Annotated in this window: 11 protein-coding genes; 2 read left to right on the top strand and 9 right to left on the bottom strand. The window is 71.6% G+C overall.

The annotated features are described in order from the left end of the window. The 3 genes from EIZ44_RS41925 to kynU all read right to left on the bottom strand — a co-directional run. On the bottom strand, positions 1 to 2,221 hold a 2,221-nt coding region (locus EIZ44_RS41925; protein ID WP_439098641.1), incomplete at its 3' end, for a sensor histidine kinase. 376 nt (positions 2,222 to 2,597) lie between these two features. Further along, positions 2,598 to 2,888 carry a hypothetical protein gene (locus EIZ44_RS41920; RefSeq protein ID WP_037815209.1) on the bottom strand — a complete coding sequence of 97 codons (291 nt, stop codon included), beginning with the start codon at positions 2,886 to 2,888 and terminating at the stop codon, positions 2,598 to 2,600. 212 nt (positions 2,889 to 3,100) lie between these two features. Beyond that, positions 3,101 to 4,291, bottom strand: a complete 1,191-nt coding sequence (kynU, locus tag EIZ44_RS41915; RefSeq protein ID WP_134734348.1) for a kynureninase — start codon at positions 4,289 to 4,291, stop codon at positions 3,101 to 3,103. Between the two features lie 146 nt (positions 4,292 to 4,437). Here kynU and EIZ44_RS41910 point away from each other — a divergent pair, with 146 nt between their 5' ends. Beyond that, positions 4,438 to 6,261 (top strand): AMP-dependent synthetase/ligase, encoded by a 1,824-nt coding sequence (locus EIZ44_RS41910; RefSeq protein ID WP_134734347.1) that lies wholly within the window; start codon positions 4,438 to 4,440, stop codon positions 6,259 to 6,261. 47 nt (positions 6,262 to 6,308) lie between these two features. Here the strand turns inward: EIZ44_RS41910 and EIZ44_RS41905 are convergent, their stop codons facing one another. From EIZ44_RS41905 to EIZ44_RS41885, 5 genes are all read right to left on the bottom strand, one after another. After that, on the bottom strand, positions 6,309 to 6,587 hold the full coding sequence (locus tag EIZ44_RS41905) for an HPr family phosphocarrier protein (RefSeq protein WP_134734346.1): 279 nt from the start codon (positions 6,585 to 6,587) through the stop codon (positions 6,309 to 6,311). Between the two features lie 10 nt (positions 6,588 to 6,597). Then, positions 6,598 to 8,067, bottom strand: a complete 1,470-nt coding sequence (locus EIZ44_RS41900; protein ID WP_037815213.1) for a PTS fructose transporter subunit IIC — start codon at positions 8,065 to 8,067, stop codon at positions 6,598 to 6,600. 1 nt (position 8,068) lies between these two features. Beyond that, complete coding sequence (locus EIZ44_RS41895; protein WP_037815214.1) at positions 8,069 to 8,521, bottom strand: PTS sugar transporter subunit IIA; 453 nt, start codon at positions 8,519 to 8,521, stop codon at positions 8,069 to 8,071. Beyond that, positions 8,518 to 9,462, bottom strand: coding sequence for a 1-phosphofructokinase (gene pfkB, locus EIZ44_RS41890; RefSeq protein ID WP_134734345.1), 945 nt, complete (start codon positions 9,460 to 9,462; stop codon positions 8,518 to 8,520). The genes EIZ44_RS41895 and pfkB overlap by 4 nt, the downstream gene beginning before the upstream one ends. Positions 9,463 to 9,547: 85 nt before the next feature. Then, entirely contained in the window at positions 9,548 to 10,309 is a 762-nt protein-coding gene (locus EIZ44_RS41885; protein WP_037815217.1) for a DeoR/GlpR family DNA-binding transcription regulator, read from the bottom strand. A 103-nt stretch (positions 10,310 to 10,412) separates the two neighbouring features. On the opposite strand from EIZ44_RS41885, the gene ptsP reads away from it, so the two are divergent. After that, positions 10,413 to 11,987: a phosphoenolpyruvate--protein phosphotransferase gene (ptsP, locus tag EIZ44_RS41880; RefSeq protein WP_134734344.1), complete on the top strand. Its 1,575-nt coding sequence runs from the start codon at positions 10,413 to 10,415 to the stop codon at positions 11,985 to 11,987. Here ptsP and EIZ44_RS41875 read toward each other — a convergent pair whose 3' ends face one another. Further along, complete coding sequence (locus EIZ44_RS41875; protein ID WP_134734343.1) at positions 11,988 to 12,884, bottom strand: SDR family NAD(P)-dependent oxidoreductase; 897 nt, start codon at positions 12,882 to 12,884, stop codon at positions 11,988 to 11,990. Positions 12,885 to 13,208: the final 324 nt, after the last annotated feature.

The raw sequence follows: 13,208 nt of genomic DNA, 5'->3' as shown, positions 1-13,208 counted from the left end.
GCGGGCGCTGCTCGCGGTTGTGCGGCGGACGGGCCGGCGGCGCCTCGGCCACCGGACGCATCGCGCGGCGGGTCGGCGACTCCGGCCGCTGCTGCTCCGGCGCGACCCGCGGTTCCGGTGCGATCCGCGACGGCTGCGGCAGGTCCGCCCGCTGCGGTTCCGGACGCTTCCGTTGCGGCAGTTCCGGACGCTGCGGCTCAGCCCGCTGCGGTTCCGGCGCGGGCCGCGACGGCTCCACCGCGAGTCGGGACATCTCCGGCGTCCCGTCCGATTCCGGTTCCGCGTCGGCGTCCGAGGGCTCGGTCTCGCTGAGCGGAGCGAGCAAGTCCTTGCGCACCAACACGATCGCCCGGGTCCCGCCGTACGCGGACTCGCGCAGGTGCACCGAGATCCCGTGCCGCGACGCCAGCCGCGCGACCACGAACAGGCCCAGCCGCGGTTCGTCGGACAGCGCCATGATCCCGAAGTCCGGCGGGTCGGCGAGCATCGCGTTGAACTCGTCGGCCTGCTCCGGCTCGATGCCGAGGCCCTGGTCCTCGACCTCGATCACGACGCCCTTGCCGACCACGTTGCCGCGCAGTTCGACGCGCGATTCCGGCGGCGAGAACGACGTCGCGTTGTCGATCAGCTCGGCGAGCAGGTGCACGAGGTCGCCGACGACCGGGCCGCGCACCGCGACCTCCGGCAGCTTCGCCGTCTTCACCCGCGCGAAGTGCTCGGTTTCCGCCGCCGCGCCGCGGACGAGTTCGACCAGCGACACCGGATTGCGCCACTGCCGTCCGGGCTGGCCGCCGCCGAGGATGATCAGGTTCTCCGCGTTGCGCCGCGCGCGGGTGGAGAGGTGGTCGAGGCGGAACAGCGTGTCGAGCTGGTCCGGGTCCTCCTGCTTGCGCTCGGCGGCGTCGAGCACTTTCAGCTGCCGGTGCACGATCACCTGGCTGCGGTGCGCGATGTTGAGGAACACCGCCTTCGTGCCCTGCCGGGTCTTGGCCTCTTCGACCGCGGCGGCGAGCGCGGACTGCTGCGCGAGGTTGAACGCCTCGGCCACCTCGCCGATCTCGTCCGTGCCGTGGTCGAGCAGGTGCCCGCCCTCGTCGAGGTCCACGGGTTCCCCCGCCCGGATCCGGCCGACGAGTTCCGGCAGCCGCACCTCGGCCGCGTCGAGGGTGTCCTCGCGCAGCCGGGCGAGCCGGGAGATGAAGCGGTTCGACAGCCGGAGCGCGACCAGCACCACGGCGAGCGCGAACAGCACCGCCGCCGCGCCCGCGATGATCGAGTTCCGCAACGTGTCGTCCGCGTCGGTGATCGCCGCGTTGGTCGCGTGCGCGCTCTGCGCGGCGAACATCGTCATCAGCGTGGTGGCGACCTGCTTGGCGTCGGTCCGCCACTGCTCCAGCGGCACCGGAAGCTGTTTCGCGCCGGACAGCAAGGCGTTCTCGACCTGCGTCACGGTCGTCCACGCGGGACTGGAGACGAGCTTGTCGTAGTTCGCCCGCACCTCGGGCACCATCTGCGGCACCGATTGTTCGAGCTGCGCGTGGTACGCGCCGATCTGGCCGAGGTACGCGCGCTGCTCGTCGCCGGACAGCCCGCCCGCGGCGAGGCCGGCCGAGGCAAGTGCGTCGCTGCGCTGCATTTCCTCGGCGGCGTTGAAAATCGGGATCGCGGACAGCCGGGCGTAGGCGTTGTCCGCGCCGCGCGCGGCCTGCGCGAGACCGGCGACGCCCTGGGTGAACTGGTCGATGATCTGGTTGTAGAAGGAAAAAACCTCGAGCCGCGGCACCTGGCCGGCGTCGACCCGCTGGCGCAGCTGCGGCAGTTTCGCCTCCAGCGCGGCGAACGTGGCGATGTTCTGCTTGACGCTCGCGGGCACGTTCGAGTCGCTCGCGAAGTTGCCCTGCAGCACCGAGGTGATCTGCGCGGCGGACGCGTCCGTCTTCGGCCGGGTCGCCAGCAGCGCGGCGCGCGCGGCGTCCTGTCCGGCGAGCACGCTCATCGACAGCTGCCGCTCCTGTTCCGCGGCGAGCAGGAACGGAATGCCGGGGCCCTCCGAACCGCGAATCTTCTGCGCGTAACTTCGCGCCTGCGTCGCGTCGAAAATCAGGTATCCGGCGAGCGCGATACCGACGACGAGCAACGCCACGCTAGGAATCAACGCGATCGCGAGCACGCGAGAGCGAATCGAGGAGCCGCGGCCCTTTCGCCCGGAATTCTGCTTCACCGTGATCCGTTTTCCTTCCGGCACTGCTGTGGTATTCGGGTCCTCGGTGTTTTCGTTGCACCGGTCCGACCAGCCGGATCACAGTTCACCGTGGTCTGCGTTGCCCGCGACGACGGTAAGCAACCTTCACGGGTGAGTCAAGTCCGGACCCGCGTTGCCGTCATCCTCTTGTTACCTGCTAGTAACCCACTGTGGTGCTTGGAAAACTGATCACCACCGGACGTGACCTTGGTCGCACCGGCTCCGCCGCCGTCGGCAGGGAGCCCGCGCGTGAGGTCCGTCACGACGACGAGTCCGCGAAAACTCACCGGAAACTCATGCGCATTTCCGCATCGGCGGCGGAATCGAACGGAAAACCGAGATCGATTTCCGGAATTCAGCGCCGGACGCCATTCGGCGGCCGATGCGCGGAAAGCCGCGGCACCGGCGCGGTTTCGGTTTCCTCCGCCGCCTCGCGCCGGTCGCGCCGCAGCAGATCGTGCAGCATCTCCCGGCACGCCCACGCCAGCACCGCCACGGACGCGACCAGCACCGCCACCAGCGTCGATTCGACCGGATAGCGCGCGACCAGCCCGCCGAAACGCGCGAGCACGAAGCCGATGACCACGCCGACGAGCAGGGTCACGAGGTACGAGAGCGGCACTTCCCGGCCGCGGTTCTCGATCATTTCGGCCCCTTTCGCCCCGGATCCGCGCGGCGGACACCGCTGCCCGATCAGCTTCGGCCCGCGAAAAAACAGGCACCGAGCATACCCGTCGAGCAGCGCGCGGCGCGCCCGTCGATCACCCGAAGGGGCGAGCACGACACCGATTGTTCACCCGGGACCCGCGAATCCGGCCGGGTCCCCGCGAATCCGCGAGGATATTGCGCGAATTCTTTTCAGCACACCTCGCGCAGCACGGTCACCGCCCGCAGCACCTCGGCGTAAGTCGTGTACAGCGGGGCCAGCCCGAACCGCAGCACGTCCGGCGGCCGGAAATCCCCGAGCACCCCGCGTTCGTGCAGCGCGTTCATCGTCTGCTGCCCGCCCGCGTCCCGCACCGAAACCTGGTGCCCGCGCGTGTGTTCGCGCGGCGTCGGAATGTCGGCTCCGGGAAGGAGTTCGTCCGCACACCGGAAAAAGAAGTCGCCCAGCGCCAAGCCTTTCGCGCGCAGCACGGAAAGGTCGACGCCGTCCCAGACGTCCAGCGCGGCGTCGAGCGCGAGCATCGACAGGATGTCCGGCGTGCCCGCCCGGGCGCGCGCGATCCCCGCGCTGCCGCGGTACCCGGATTCCATGCCGAACGGATCCGCGTGCCCGGCCCATCCGGCGAGCGGCTGATCGAATTCCGCCTGATGCCGCTGTGCCACGTAGACGAACGCGGGCGAACCCGGTCCGCCGTTGAGGAATTTGTACGTACAACCCACCGCGAAGTCGACGTCGCACGCGTCCAGCTCAACCGGAATCGCGCCGACGCTGTGGCAGAGATCCCAGACCGCGAGCGCGCCCGCCGCGTGCACCGCCTCGGTGACCGACGGCATGTCGTGCAGCCGCCCGCTGACGTAATCGACGTGGTTCACGAGCACCGCGGCGGTCCGCTCGCTCACGGCGCCGGGCAGCTCCGCCACCGGCACGCGCCGCACGGCGTGCCCGGTGAGCCGGGCCGCCTGGTCGGCCACGTAGCCGTCGGTCGGGAACGTCGCCGCGTCGACCAGGATCTCGTCGCGACCGGGGTTCGCCCGCACCGCCGCGACGAGCACCTTGAACAGGTCCACACTCGTCGAATCCGCCACCACGACCTGCCCGGCCGCGGCCCCGACCAGCGGCGCGATCCGCTCCCCGACGCGCTGCGGGGCTCCCCACCAGCCCTCGGTCCACGACCGGATCAGCCGCCGCCCCCACTGCTGCCGCACCACCTGGCTCACCCGCTCCGCGACGTGTTTCGGCGGCGCGCCAAGGGAATTCCCGTCGAAGTACGCGACTTCCGGGTCAAGGTCGAACTCCGCGCGCTTCGCGGCGAGCGGGTCGGCGGCGTCGAGTGCGGCGGCCTCTTCGGCAAGGCTCTCGCTGCGCACGGCGGATTCGGTCATCGACGCTCCTCGGGGCTCCGGTTCGCCCCCTTTCTAACAGGAGGCGGGCCGGTCCCTCGAGCGCCGAGGCTGGCCGGGATTCTCTATCGGCCGCCGCTTCGACGACCTAGAGTGACCTGACCAGGCACCACCGGAGGAGGTCAGCGTTGACCCAGTCGATCGCCGAACAAGCCGAGGGCCAGACCATCCCGCTGCTGCTGCGGCGCAACGCCGTCGAGTACGGGGACCGGCCCGCGCTCACGTCGCTCGATCTCGAGGGCCGTCCGACGCTCACCTGGAGCGAGTTCCGGACCGCGATCGCCGAGGTGTCGCGCGGGCTCGCCGGGCTCGGCCTCGCCGCGGGCGACCGGATGCTGATCATGGCCCCGAGTTCGCCGGACCACCTCGTCGCCGACCTCGCGGCGGTCCATCTGGCGGCCATCCCGTGCACGGCGTACGCGACGCTCAGCCCGGAGCAGATCCGCTACGTCGCGCGGCACAGCGCCGCCCCGATCGTCGTCCTCGCCGGCGCCGACGAGCTGTCGCGCTGGCTGCCGGTGCTCGACGACCTGCCCGCGCTGCGCCGCGTGGTGGTCATGGACGAATCCGCGATCCCGGACGGCGACGACCGGTTCGTCGCGTACTCCGCGGTGCGCGAAACCGGCCGCGCCGCACTTGCCGCCGACCCCGAGGCGTTCGACCGGGCGTGGCAGGGCATCCGCCCGGACGACCCGCTCGCGATGATCTACACCTCCGGCACCACCGGCGACCCCAAGGGCGTCGTGCTCTCCCACCGCAACGCGATCCACGAGGGCATCGCCGTGCACACGCTGCACAAGGCGCCGATGCACGCCACGAACATCGCGTACCTGCCGCTGGCGCACATCGCCGAACGCGAGCTGTCGATCTACCTGCCGATCGTCGCGGCGGGCCACGTGCACACGATCGGCGATCCGTCCGGCGTCGTCGCGGCGCTCGGCCAGGTGCGTCCGCAGAGTTTCTTCGGCGTGCCGCGGGTGTGGGAGAAGATGGTGGCGGGCCTGAAGAACATGCTCGCCGGCGTGCCCGAGGACCGGCGCGAGGCGCTCATCTCCGCCAACGAACTCCTGCAAGAGGGCTACAAACTCCGCAGCGCGGGCGAGGAACTGCCCGCCGATCTCGCCGAGCGCATCGCGAAGACCGACGAGACGGTGCTCGCCCCGGTGCGCGGGCTGCTCGGGCTCGACCAATTGCACATCGCGTCCAGCGGCGCGGCCGCGTTGCCGCTGGAAGTGCTGTACTTCCTCGCCGGGCTCGGCGTCGAGATCCGCGAGGTCTGGGGCCTGTCCGAGACCACCGGCGCGGCGACCGCGAACAGCGCCGACGCGTTCCGCGCGGGCACCGTCGGGCGTCCGATCGACGGCGTCGAGGTGAAGACCGGCGAGGACGGCGAACTGCTGGTCCGCGGTCCGATCGTCTTCCTCGGCTACCTGCAGCCGGACGGCACGATCGAACCGGCCACCGACGCCGACGGCTGGTTCGCCACCGGCGACATCGGCACGATCGACGACGACGGCTACGTCACGATCACCGACCGCAAGAAGGAACTGATCATCACCTCGAGCGGCAAGAACATCGCGCCGACCCGGATCGAGGGCTTGCTGAAGGAACACCCGCTGATCGGACAGGCGGTCGCGATCGGCGACGCGCGGCCGTACGTGACCGCGCTGATCGTGCTCGACGACGAGATCGCGCCCGGTTGGGCAGCGGCCAACGGCGTCGAAGCGGCGGACATCGAAACACTGGCCCAGCACGAGGCGGTCCAGGCGGAAATCGCGCGGGCCGTCGAGTCGGCCAACAGCAGGCTCGCGCGGGCCGAGCAGATCAAGCGCTACCACGTCATCACCACCGCGTGGACGCCGGAGACGGGCGAGCTGACCCCGACGCTCAAGCTCAAGCGCCGGGTGATCAACGAGCGCTACCAGCCGGATATCGCTTCGCTCTACGCGTGAAAACGGTGCGGCCGGGGACAGTCCCGGCCGCACCGCTTCCCGGCGGATCAGGCGTCGAGATCCTTGGCGATCAACTCGACCAGCACGTCCACCGACTCCCGAGCCTGCGCGCCGTCCGCACTGAGCTCGACCTCGTCGCCATGCGCGGCCCCGAGAGTCATCAGGCTGAGCACGCTCCCCGCGTCCACCGGGTCGCCGGCCGCGCCACCGGAAACCTTGGCGATCCGAACCTTCGCGGGCTGCGCGGCAGCGGTCTGCGCGACCAGCCCGGCCGGACGGGCGTGCAGTCCGACCCTGCTGGCGACGACGATGCGACGTTGGTACACGACAGCCTCCTCAGGCATTGACCGGATGAGCGGAAACAGCGGCGGCCGGCTCGGCGGAACGGAACCGTAACTGCTTGAGCAGGACCACCGACGTGGCGGCGACCAGCGTCCCGGCCACGAGCGCGACCAGGAACAGCAGCGGGTTGCCGATCAGCGGCACCACGAAGATCCCGCCGTGCGGCGCGCGCAGCGTCGCGCCGAAAGCCATCGACAGCGCTCCGGTGACAGCCGAACCGGCCATGATCGACGGGATCACCCGGAACGGATCCGCCGCGGCGAACGGGATCGCACCCTCGGTGATGAACGAGGCGCCGAGCAGCCACGCGGCCCGGCCGTTCTCGCGCTCCGCGGCGGTGAACAGCTTCTTCCGCACGGTCGAGGCGAGCGCGAGGGCGAGCGGCGGCACCATCCCGGCCGCCATCACCGCGGCCATGATCTGCAGCGAACCGGCACTGCCGGTGGTCAGGCCGCCGACGGCGAACGCGTACGCGGCCTTGTTGACCGGACCGCCCATGTCGAACGCCATCATCAGCCCGAGCAGCGCGCCCAGCAGCACCGCGCTGGTGCCGCTCAGGCTGTTCAGCCAGTGGGTGAGACCGGTGGTGGCGATCGCGATCGGCTTGCCGACCACGACGTACATCAGCACGCCGACCACGACGGTCCCGAGCAGCGGATAGACGACCACCGGCATGATCCCGCGCATCGCCTTCGGCACCCGGATCTTCTTGAGCCCCAGCACCACGCCGCCGGCGAACAGACCGGCCACCAGGCCGCCGAGGAATCCCGCTCCGATGGCGACCGAGACCGCCCCGCCGACGAAACCAGGTGCGATCGCGGGCCGGTCGGCCATCGCGAACGCGATGAACCCGGCGAGCACCGGCACCAGGAACTGGAACGCCACGCTGCCGATCTGGTACATCAGCGCGGCCCAGCCGGCGAGCGAACCGGCGTCGAAATGCTCGGTGACCTTGGGCGCGTTGGCGATCTGGTACCCGCCGAGCGCGAAGCTCACCGCGATCAGCAGCCCGCCCGCGGCGACGAACGGGATGAGGTAGCTGACGCCGGTCATCAGCCACTGCCGGATCCGGGAGCCGAGCCGGTCGTGCTCGCCGACCTTGGTGGTCAGTTCCGGTTCCGCGGCGGCGGGCTGATCGGCGGGCTGGTCGGCGGGCGGCTCCGCAGCAGCGGCCTTCGCCCGTTCGAACAGCCCGGCCGCGTCGTTGATCGCGGCCTTCACCGGGGCCTCGACGATCGGCTTGCCCGCGAACCGTTCCCGGCCGGCCACGGCGAGGTCGGCGGCGAAGATGACGGCGTCGGCGTCCGCGATGTCCGCCGCGGACAACGGTTCGGAACCGGCGGAGCCCTGCGTCTCGACCACGATCGTGTCGCCGTTCGCCTTCGCGGTCTGCTCCAGCGATTCGGCGGCCATGTACGTGTGCGCGATGCCGGTGGGGCACGCGGTGATGGCGACGAACTTCATGTCAGGACACCTCCTCGCCGATGTAGGCCGCGACCGCCGCGGGATCGGCGGCGTCCAGCAGGGTCTGCTTGAACTCCGCGCGGACGAGCCGGCGGGCCAGCGCGGCGAGCACCTTCAGGTGCGCGGAATCCGCGCCGTCAGGCGCGGCGATGAGGAAGATCAGCTTCGCCGGGCCGTCCGGGGCACCGAAATCGATGCCGTCAGTGCTGCGGCCGAAGGCGAGCGTCGGCGCGGTGACGGCGGCCGAGCGGCAGTGCGGGATGCCGATGCCGCCCTCCAGCCCGGTGGCCATCTGCTCCTCGCGAGCGGCGACGTCCTTGAGGAACAGCTCGAGGTCGGTCACCCGCCCGGCGGACACGAGCCGTCCGGCGAGCGCGCGGACCGCGGCGTTCTTGTCCGCGGCGGCGAGCTCGAGGTCGACCAGGTCGGCGGTGATCAGGTCTGAGGTGGTCATGCTGCGGCTCCGCTGAGGGTGAGGGTGGGATCGGCGGCGAGCAGGCGCACCTGGTCGGGGTGCACGTCCTGCGGGGCGGGCATGCGGCTGCCCTCCTGCGCGACCGCGGCGGTGCCGTAGGCGACCGCGGCGCGCAGGGCTTGGGGGCCGGTTCCTCCCGCGTGGAGGAATCCGGCGAGTGCGGCGTCTCCGGCGCCGACGGTGCTGCGCACGGCGACCAGCGGGCCGAGCGCGTGCCAGGTCTCGGCGCCGTCGACCAGCACGGCGCCGCGCGCGCCGAGGCTGACCAGCACCGCGCCGACGCCCTCGGCGACCAGACCGCGGCACACCTGCACCACGTCGCCGAGCTGGGGCAGCGACCGCCCGGCCAGCTCGGCCAGCTCGTCGAGGTTCGGCTTGATCAGGTCGGGGCGGGCGGCGAGCGCGGCGGCCAGCGGCGCCCCGGAGGAGTCGACGGCGACCTTCGCCCCGGCGTCGCGGGCGAGTTCGCCGAGCTGGGCGTAGAAATCGTCGGGCACCCCGGCCGGCACGCTCCCGCAGCACACGACCCATTCGGCGCGCGCGGCGAGTTCGACGGTGCGCTGCCGCAGAACGGCCAGCTCCGCCGGGGAAAGCTCCGGGCCGGGCTCGTTGATCTTGGTGGTCGTGCCGTCCGCTTCGACCAGGGTGATGTTGCTGCGGGTGGTACCGGAGATCGGCACCGCGACGACGGGCACGCCCTCCGGCGCGAGCAGGTCGGCCAGCCGCTCGCCGACCGGACCGCCGGCCGGAAGCAACGCGACGGTCGGCGACCCGGCGGCGGCGAGCGCGCGGGAAACGTTGACGCCCTTGCCTCCGGGATCAAGCCGGACCCGGGAGGCACGCAGCACCTCGCCGCGCCGAAGCTCGCCGAGCTGAGCGGTGCGGTCCAGACTCGGGTTGGGCGTGACGGTGACGATCATGCGACCACCGCCTCGGCGGCCAGCAGGACAATTCCCGGCAGCCCGCGGTCGCGGTCCAGACTCCGGTCGGGCGTGACAGCGGCACTCATGCGAGCACCACCTCAGGACCGGCCTCTTCCAGCTCCGCGACCGCGCCCGCGTCGATCCCGCCGTCGGTCACCAGCACGTCGATCTCCGACAAGCGGGCGAATCGGCTGAGCTGGTCCGCGCCGTACTTGCTGTGGTCGGCGAGCAGGACGCGACGGCGGGCAGCGGCGACGAGGGCGGATTTCACCGCGGCCTCCTCGACGTCCGGCGTCGTGCAGCCGTGTTCGGCGGAAAACCCGTTCGCGCCGAGGAAAGCGACGTCGGCGAGCAGTCCGTCGAGCGCGTGCAGCGACGCGGAACCGACCGTCGCGAGCGTCGTCCCGCGGATCCGGCCGCCGAGGATGTGCAGCGTGATTCCCGGGCGAGTGGCCAGGATCGACGCGATCGAAAGGGAGTTCGTGATGACCGTCAGGTCGCGGTCGGCCGGGAGCAGCGTCGCCAGGCGGCTGGTCGTGGTGCCCGCGTCGAGCAGCACCGAACCGCGGTCGGGGACCTGGTCGAGCGCGGCGCGGGCGATCGCGTCCTTCTCCGCGGCGTTGGTCTGGTCGCGCTGGGCGACCTCGGGCTCGAAGTCGAGCCGGTCCACCGCGACCGCGCCGCCGTAGACCCGGCGGACGACGCCCTGGCGTTCGAGGACGCCGAGGTCGCGGCGGATGGTCTCGGGCGCGACGCCCAGTTCGGCGGCGAGGTCGCCCACGTCGACCCGTCCGTCTCGGCGTGCCCGCTGTGCGAGGAGCTGATGCCGTTCGGCGGCGTACATGCCCGTTCCTCTCCGCTGTTTGCCCGTTGTCATTTGATTGTGCCCGTTGTTACCGTACTGTCAATCCCCAGTTACAAGATCCTTTGCTCCCGGAGGTCTCGCCATGTCGTTGTCCGGAGTCGGAGTCAGCCCCGGCCAAGCACAGGGCCCACGCGTCGTCGTAGCCACTGACCTGGGAAAACCCGAGCACCGGCCGGTGCCCGCCGACCTGGCGCGGGAGGCGGACCGGATCGCGCCCGCCGCCGCCCGGGTCGCTGCCCGGTTGTCCGATCGTGCCCGTTCCGTGTCCGGTGCTGCCCGGTCAGTCGTGGAGACGACCGCGGCGATGGCGGCGGATCCGGCGCTGCTCGCGTCCGCCGAACAGCTCGTCCGGGAGCAGTCGCTGCCCGCTCCGCGCGCGGTCTGGGAGGCGGCCGCGAAGTTCATGACGGCACTCGAAGCCGCGGGCGGATATCTGGCCGAGCGCGCCCGCGACGTCGCCGACGTACGGGACCGGATCGTCGCGGACCTGCTCGGGGTGACGCCGCCGGGCGTGCCCGAGCTGACGGCGCCGAGTGTGCTCGTGGCCCGCGATCTCGCCCCGGCCGACACCGCCGGTCTCGACCCGGAACTGGTCCTCGCGCTGGTCACCGAAGAGGGCGGGCCGACCAGTCACACCGCGATTCTCGCGCGGGCATTGGGAATTCCGGCCGTGGTCGCGTGCTCCGGAGTGCTCGCCGCGGACAGTCCAGGCCTCGCGGTGGACGGCTCCGCCGGAACGGTTTCGCCGTCCGACGCCACCGTGCGCGCCGCGAGCCGGAAGCCGCGCGCGGAATGGGACGGCGTCGGCGCACTCGCCGACGGACATCCGGTGAAGCTGCTCGCGAACGTCGGCTCGGCGGCGGACGCCCGCGCCGCGGCCGAGGCGGGCGCGGAGGGAATCGGCTTGTTCCGCACGGAATTCTGCTACCTCGCGGCGACGGACGAGCCCTCCGCGGAAGCGCAGCGCGAGGCCTATGCCGCGGTGCTGGCGCCGTTCGCCGGGAAGCCGGTGATCGTCCGGACGCTCGACGCCGGTTCCGACAAACCGTTGGCGTTCTTGGACATGGGCGACGAACCGAACCCGGCGCTGGGCGTGCGCGGCGTGCGCGTCGCGTTCGACCGGCCGGAGTTGCTGGACCGGCAGTTGACCGCGATCGCGGGCGCCGCCGCCGACACCGGGGCCGAGCTTTCCGTGATGGCACCGATGATCGCGACCGCCGCCGAGGCGCGCTGGTTCGCCGACCGCGCGCGGGCCGCGGGGATCGCCCGGGTCGGTGTGATGATCGAGATCCCGGCAGCGGCCTTGTGCGCCAAGGAAATCCTCGCCGAGGTCGACTTCGTTTCGCTGGGCACCAACGATCTGGCGCAGTACGTCTTCGCCGCCGACCGGCAGCTCGGCGCGGTCGCCGCGCTCAACGACCCCAGCCAGACCGCGTTGCTGCGCCTCGTCGGCATGGTCGCCGAGGCCGGGGCCGCCGCCGGGAAACCGGTCGGCGTGTGCGGGGAGGCCGCCGCCGACCCGGGCCTGGCCCCGGTGCTGGCCGGGCTCGGGGTGACCAGCCTGTCGATGAACTCCGCCGCCCTCGCCTCGGTCGGCGCGACGCTGCGCGCGATCGACCTGCCCGGCTGCCGCGAAGCCGCCGCGAAAGCCCGCTGATCACGACGCCCGGATCGAGTTCTCCGTCCACTTGCGCAGCCGCGGCGGCACGCGCTTCTCCAGTCCGTAGTTCTCCAGGTGGGCGGAGAACACCTCGTCGAACGCCTGCTGCACGGTCTCGGTATCCCAGTCGGGCCGCTCCAGGATCGGCTGCTTCAGGTACGGCTGCCCCATCACGTGCAGCTGCGGCCCGTTGCACCGGATCATCTGCCCGGTGATGCCGTGCGACCCGTCGCCGAGCAGGAACAGCACGAGCGGCGCGATTTTCGCCGGCGTGCGCTCCGGCGGGCAGGCCCGCAGCGCGCGTTCGGATTTCCACACCATCCGGGTGTGCGCCACCGGGCACACCGCGTTCACCCGGATCCCGGAATCGTCGAGGTCGAGCGCCCACGAATAGGTCAGCGACGCGACCGCGCCCTTGCTCGCCGAGTACACCCCGAGCTTGCGCTGCCCGAGCGACGCGCCGGACGAGATGTTCACGATCGACCCGCCGCCGCCCGCGCCGACCATCGCCCGGATCGCGGCCAGCCCGGTGTACATCACGCCGAGCACGTTCACCTCGACCAGCTGGCGGGCCTGCTCCGCGTCGTCCTCCCAGGGCAGCGCCTCGTAATTGAGCCCCGCGTTGTTGACCAGGCCGTCGATCCGGCCGAACTCGGCGACGCACTGGTCGACGATCGCCTGCGCCTGCGCCGGGTCGGCCACGCTGTGCCCGTTCGCGACCGCGCGCCCGCCGTGGCCGCGGATGGTCTCGGCGGTGCGCTCGGCCAGGTCGGCGTCCACGTCGTTGACCACCACCGCGCCGCCCGCCCTGGCGACGTGCACGGCGAACGCCTCCCCGAGCCCGCGTCCGGCCCCGGTCACGACCACGGCCTTGTCCTTCAACAGTCTGTCCACGCTCACTCCCCGCTGGTGCGCCCGGCGCGAGGACGGCCGCTCCGCCGGGTCTCTCCCAGTGTTGGACCGTTCGGCCCAATCGCACCGGACGATGGCGACGAACGGTGGTCGCGCTGCGCCGAACGAGGAAAGCTGATCAGTGCCACGGATACCCCGCGGCAGGTCAGTCCGAACGGCTCCGCGTTCCGGCCACCGGATTCTTCCCGACTGTTCACCCTGGTGTGATCGGCGGCATACTGAGGGTGCATGCCCTGGCCGGAGCGGCGACACTCCTGGCCAGGAGCGAACCAGGCGAAGGCACAATGCGGTACACCCGCATTCACT

This window comes from Amycolatopsis nivea, from assembly GCF_004522235.1.
Taxonomy (GTDB): Bacteria; Actinomycetota; Actinomycetes; order Mycobacteriales; family Pseudonocardiaceae; genus Amycolatopsis; species Amycolatopsis nivea.
Note: the sequence above shows the minus strand (reverse complement) of the source record. Positions and strands in the feature narration are given on the sequence as shown.

What these genes read in the sequence shown, in the direction of transcription:
- EIZ44_RS41920 (WP_037815209.1), bottom strand. Translation starts at nt 2,888, where the DNA reads ATGATCGAGAACCGCGGCCGGGAAGTGCCGCTCTCGTACCTCGTGACC.
- pfkB (WP_134734345.1), bottom strand. Translation starts at nt 9,462, where the DNA reads ATGATCGTCACCGTCACGCCCAACCCGAGTCTGGACCGCACCGCTCAG.
- EIZ44_RS41900 (WP_037815213.1), bottom strand. Translation starts at nt 8,067, where the DNA reads ATGAAGTTCGTCGCCATCACCGCGTGCCCCACCGGCATCGCGCACACG.
- EIZ44_RS41885 (WP_037815217.1), bottom strand. Translation starts at nt 10,309, where the DNA reads ATGTACGCCGCCGAACGGCATCAGCTCCTCGCACAGCGGGCACGCCGA.
- EIZ44_RS41895 (WP_037815214.1), bottom strand. Translation starts at nt 8,521, where the DNA reads ATGACCACCTCAGACCTGATCACCGCCGACCTGGTCGACCTCGAGCTC.
- ptsP (WP_134734344.1), top strand. Translation starts at nt 10,413, where the DNA reads ATGTCGTTGTCCGGAGTCGGAGTCAGCCCCGGCCAAGCACAGGGCCCA.
- kynU (WP_134734348.1), bottom strand. Translation starts at nt 4,291, where the DNA reads ATGACCGAATCCGCCGTGCGCAGCGAGAGCCTTGCCGAAGAGGCCGCC.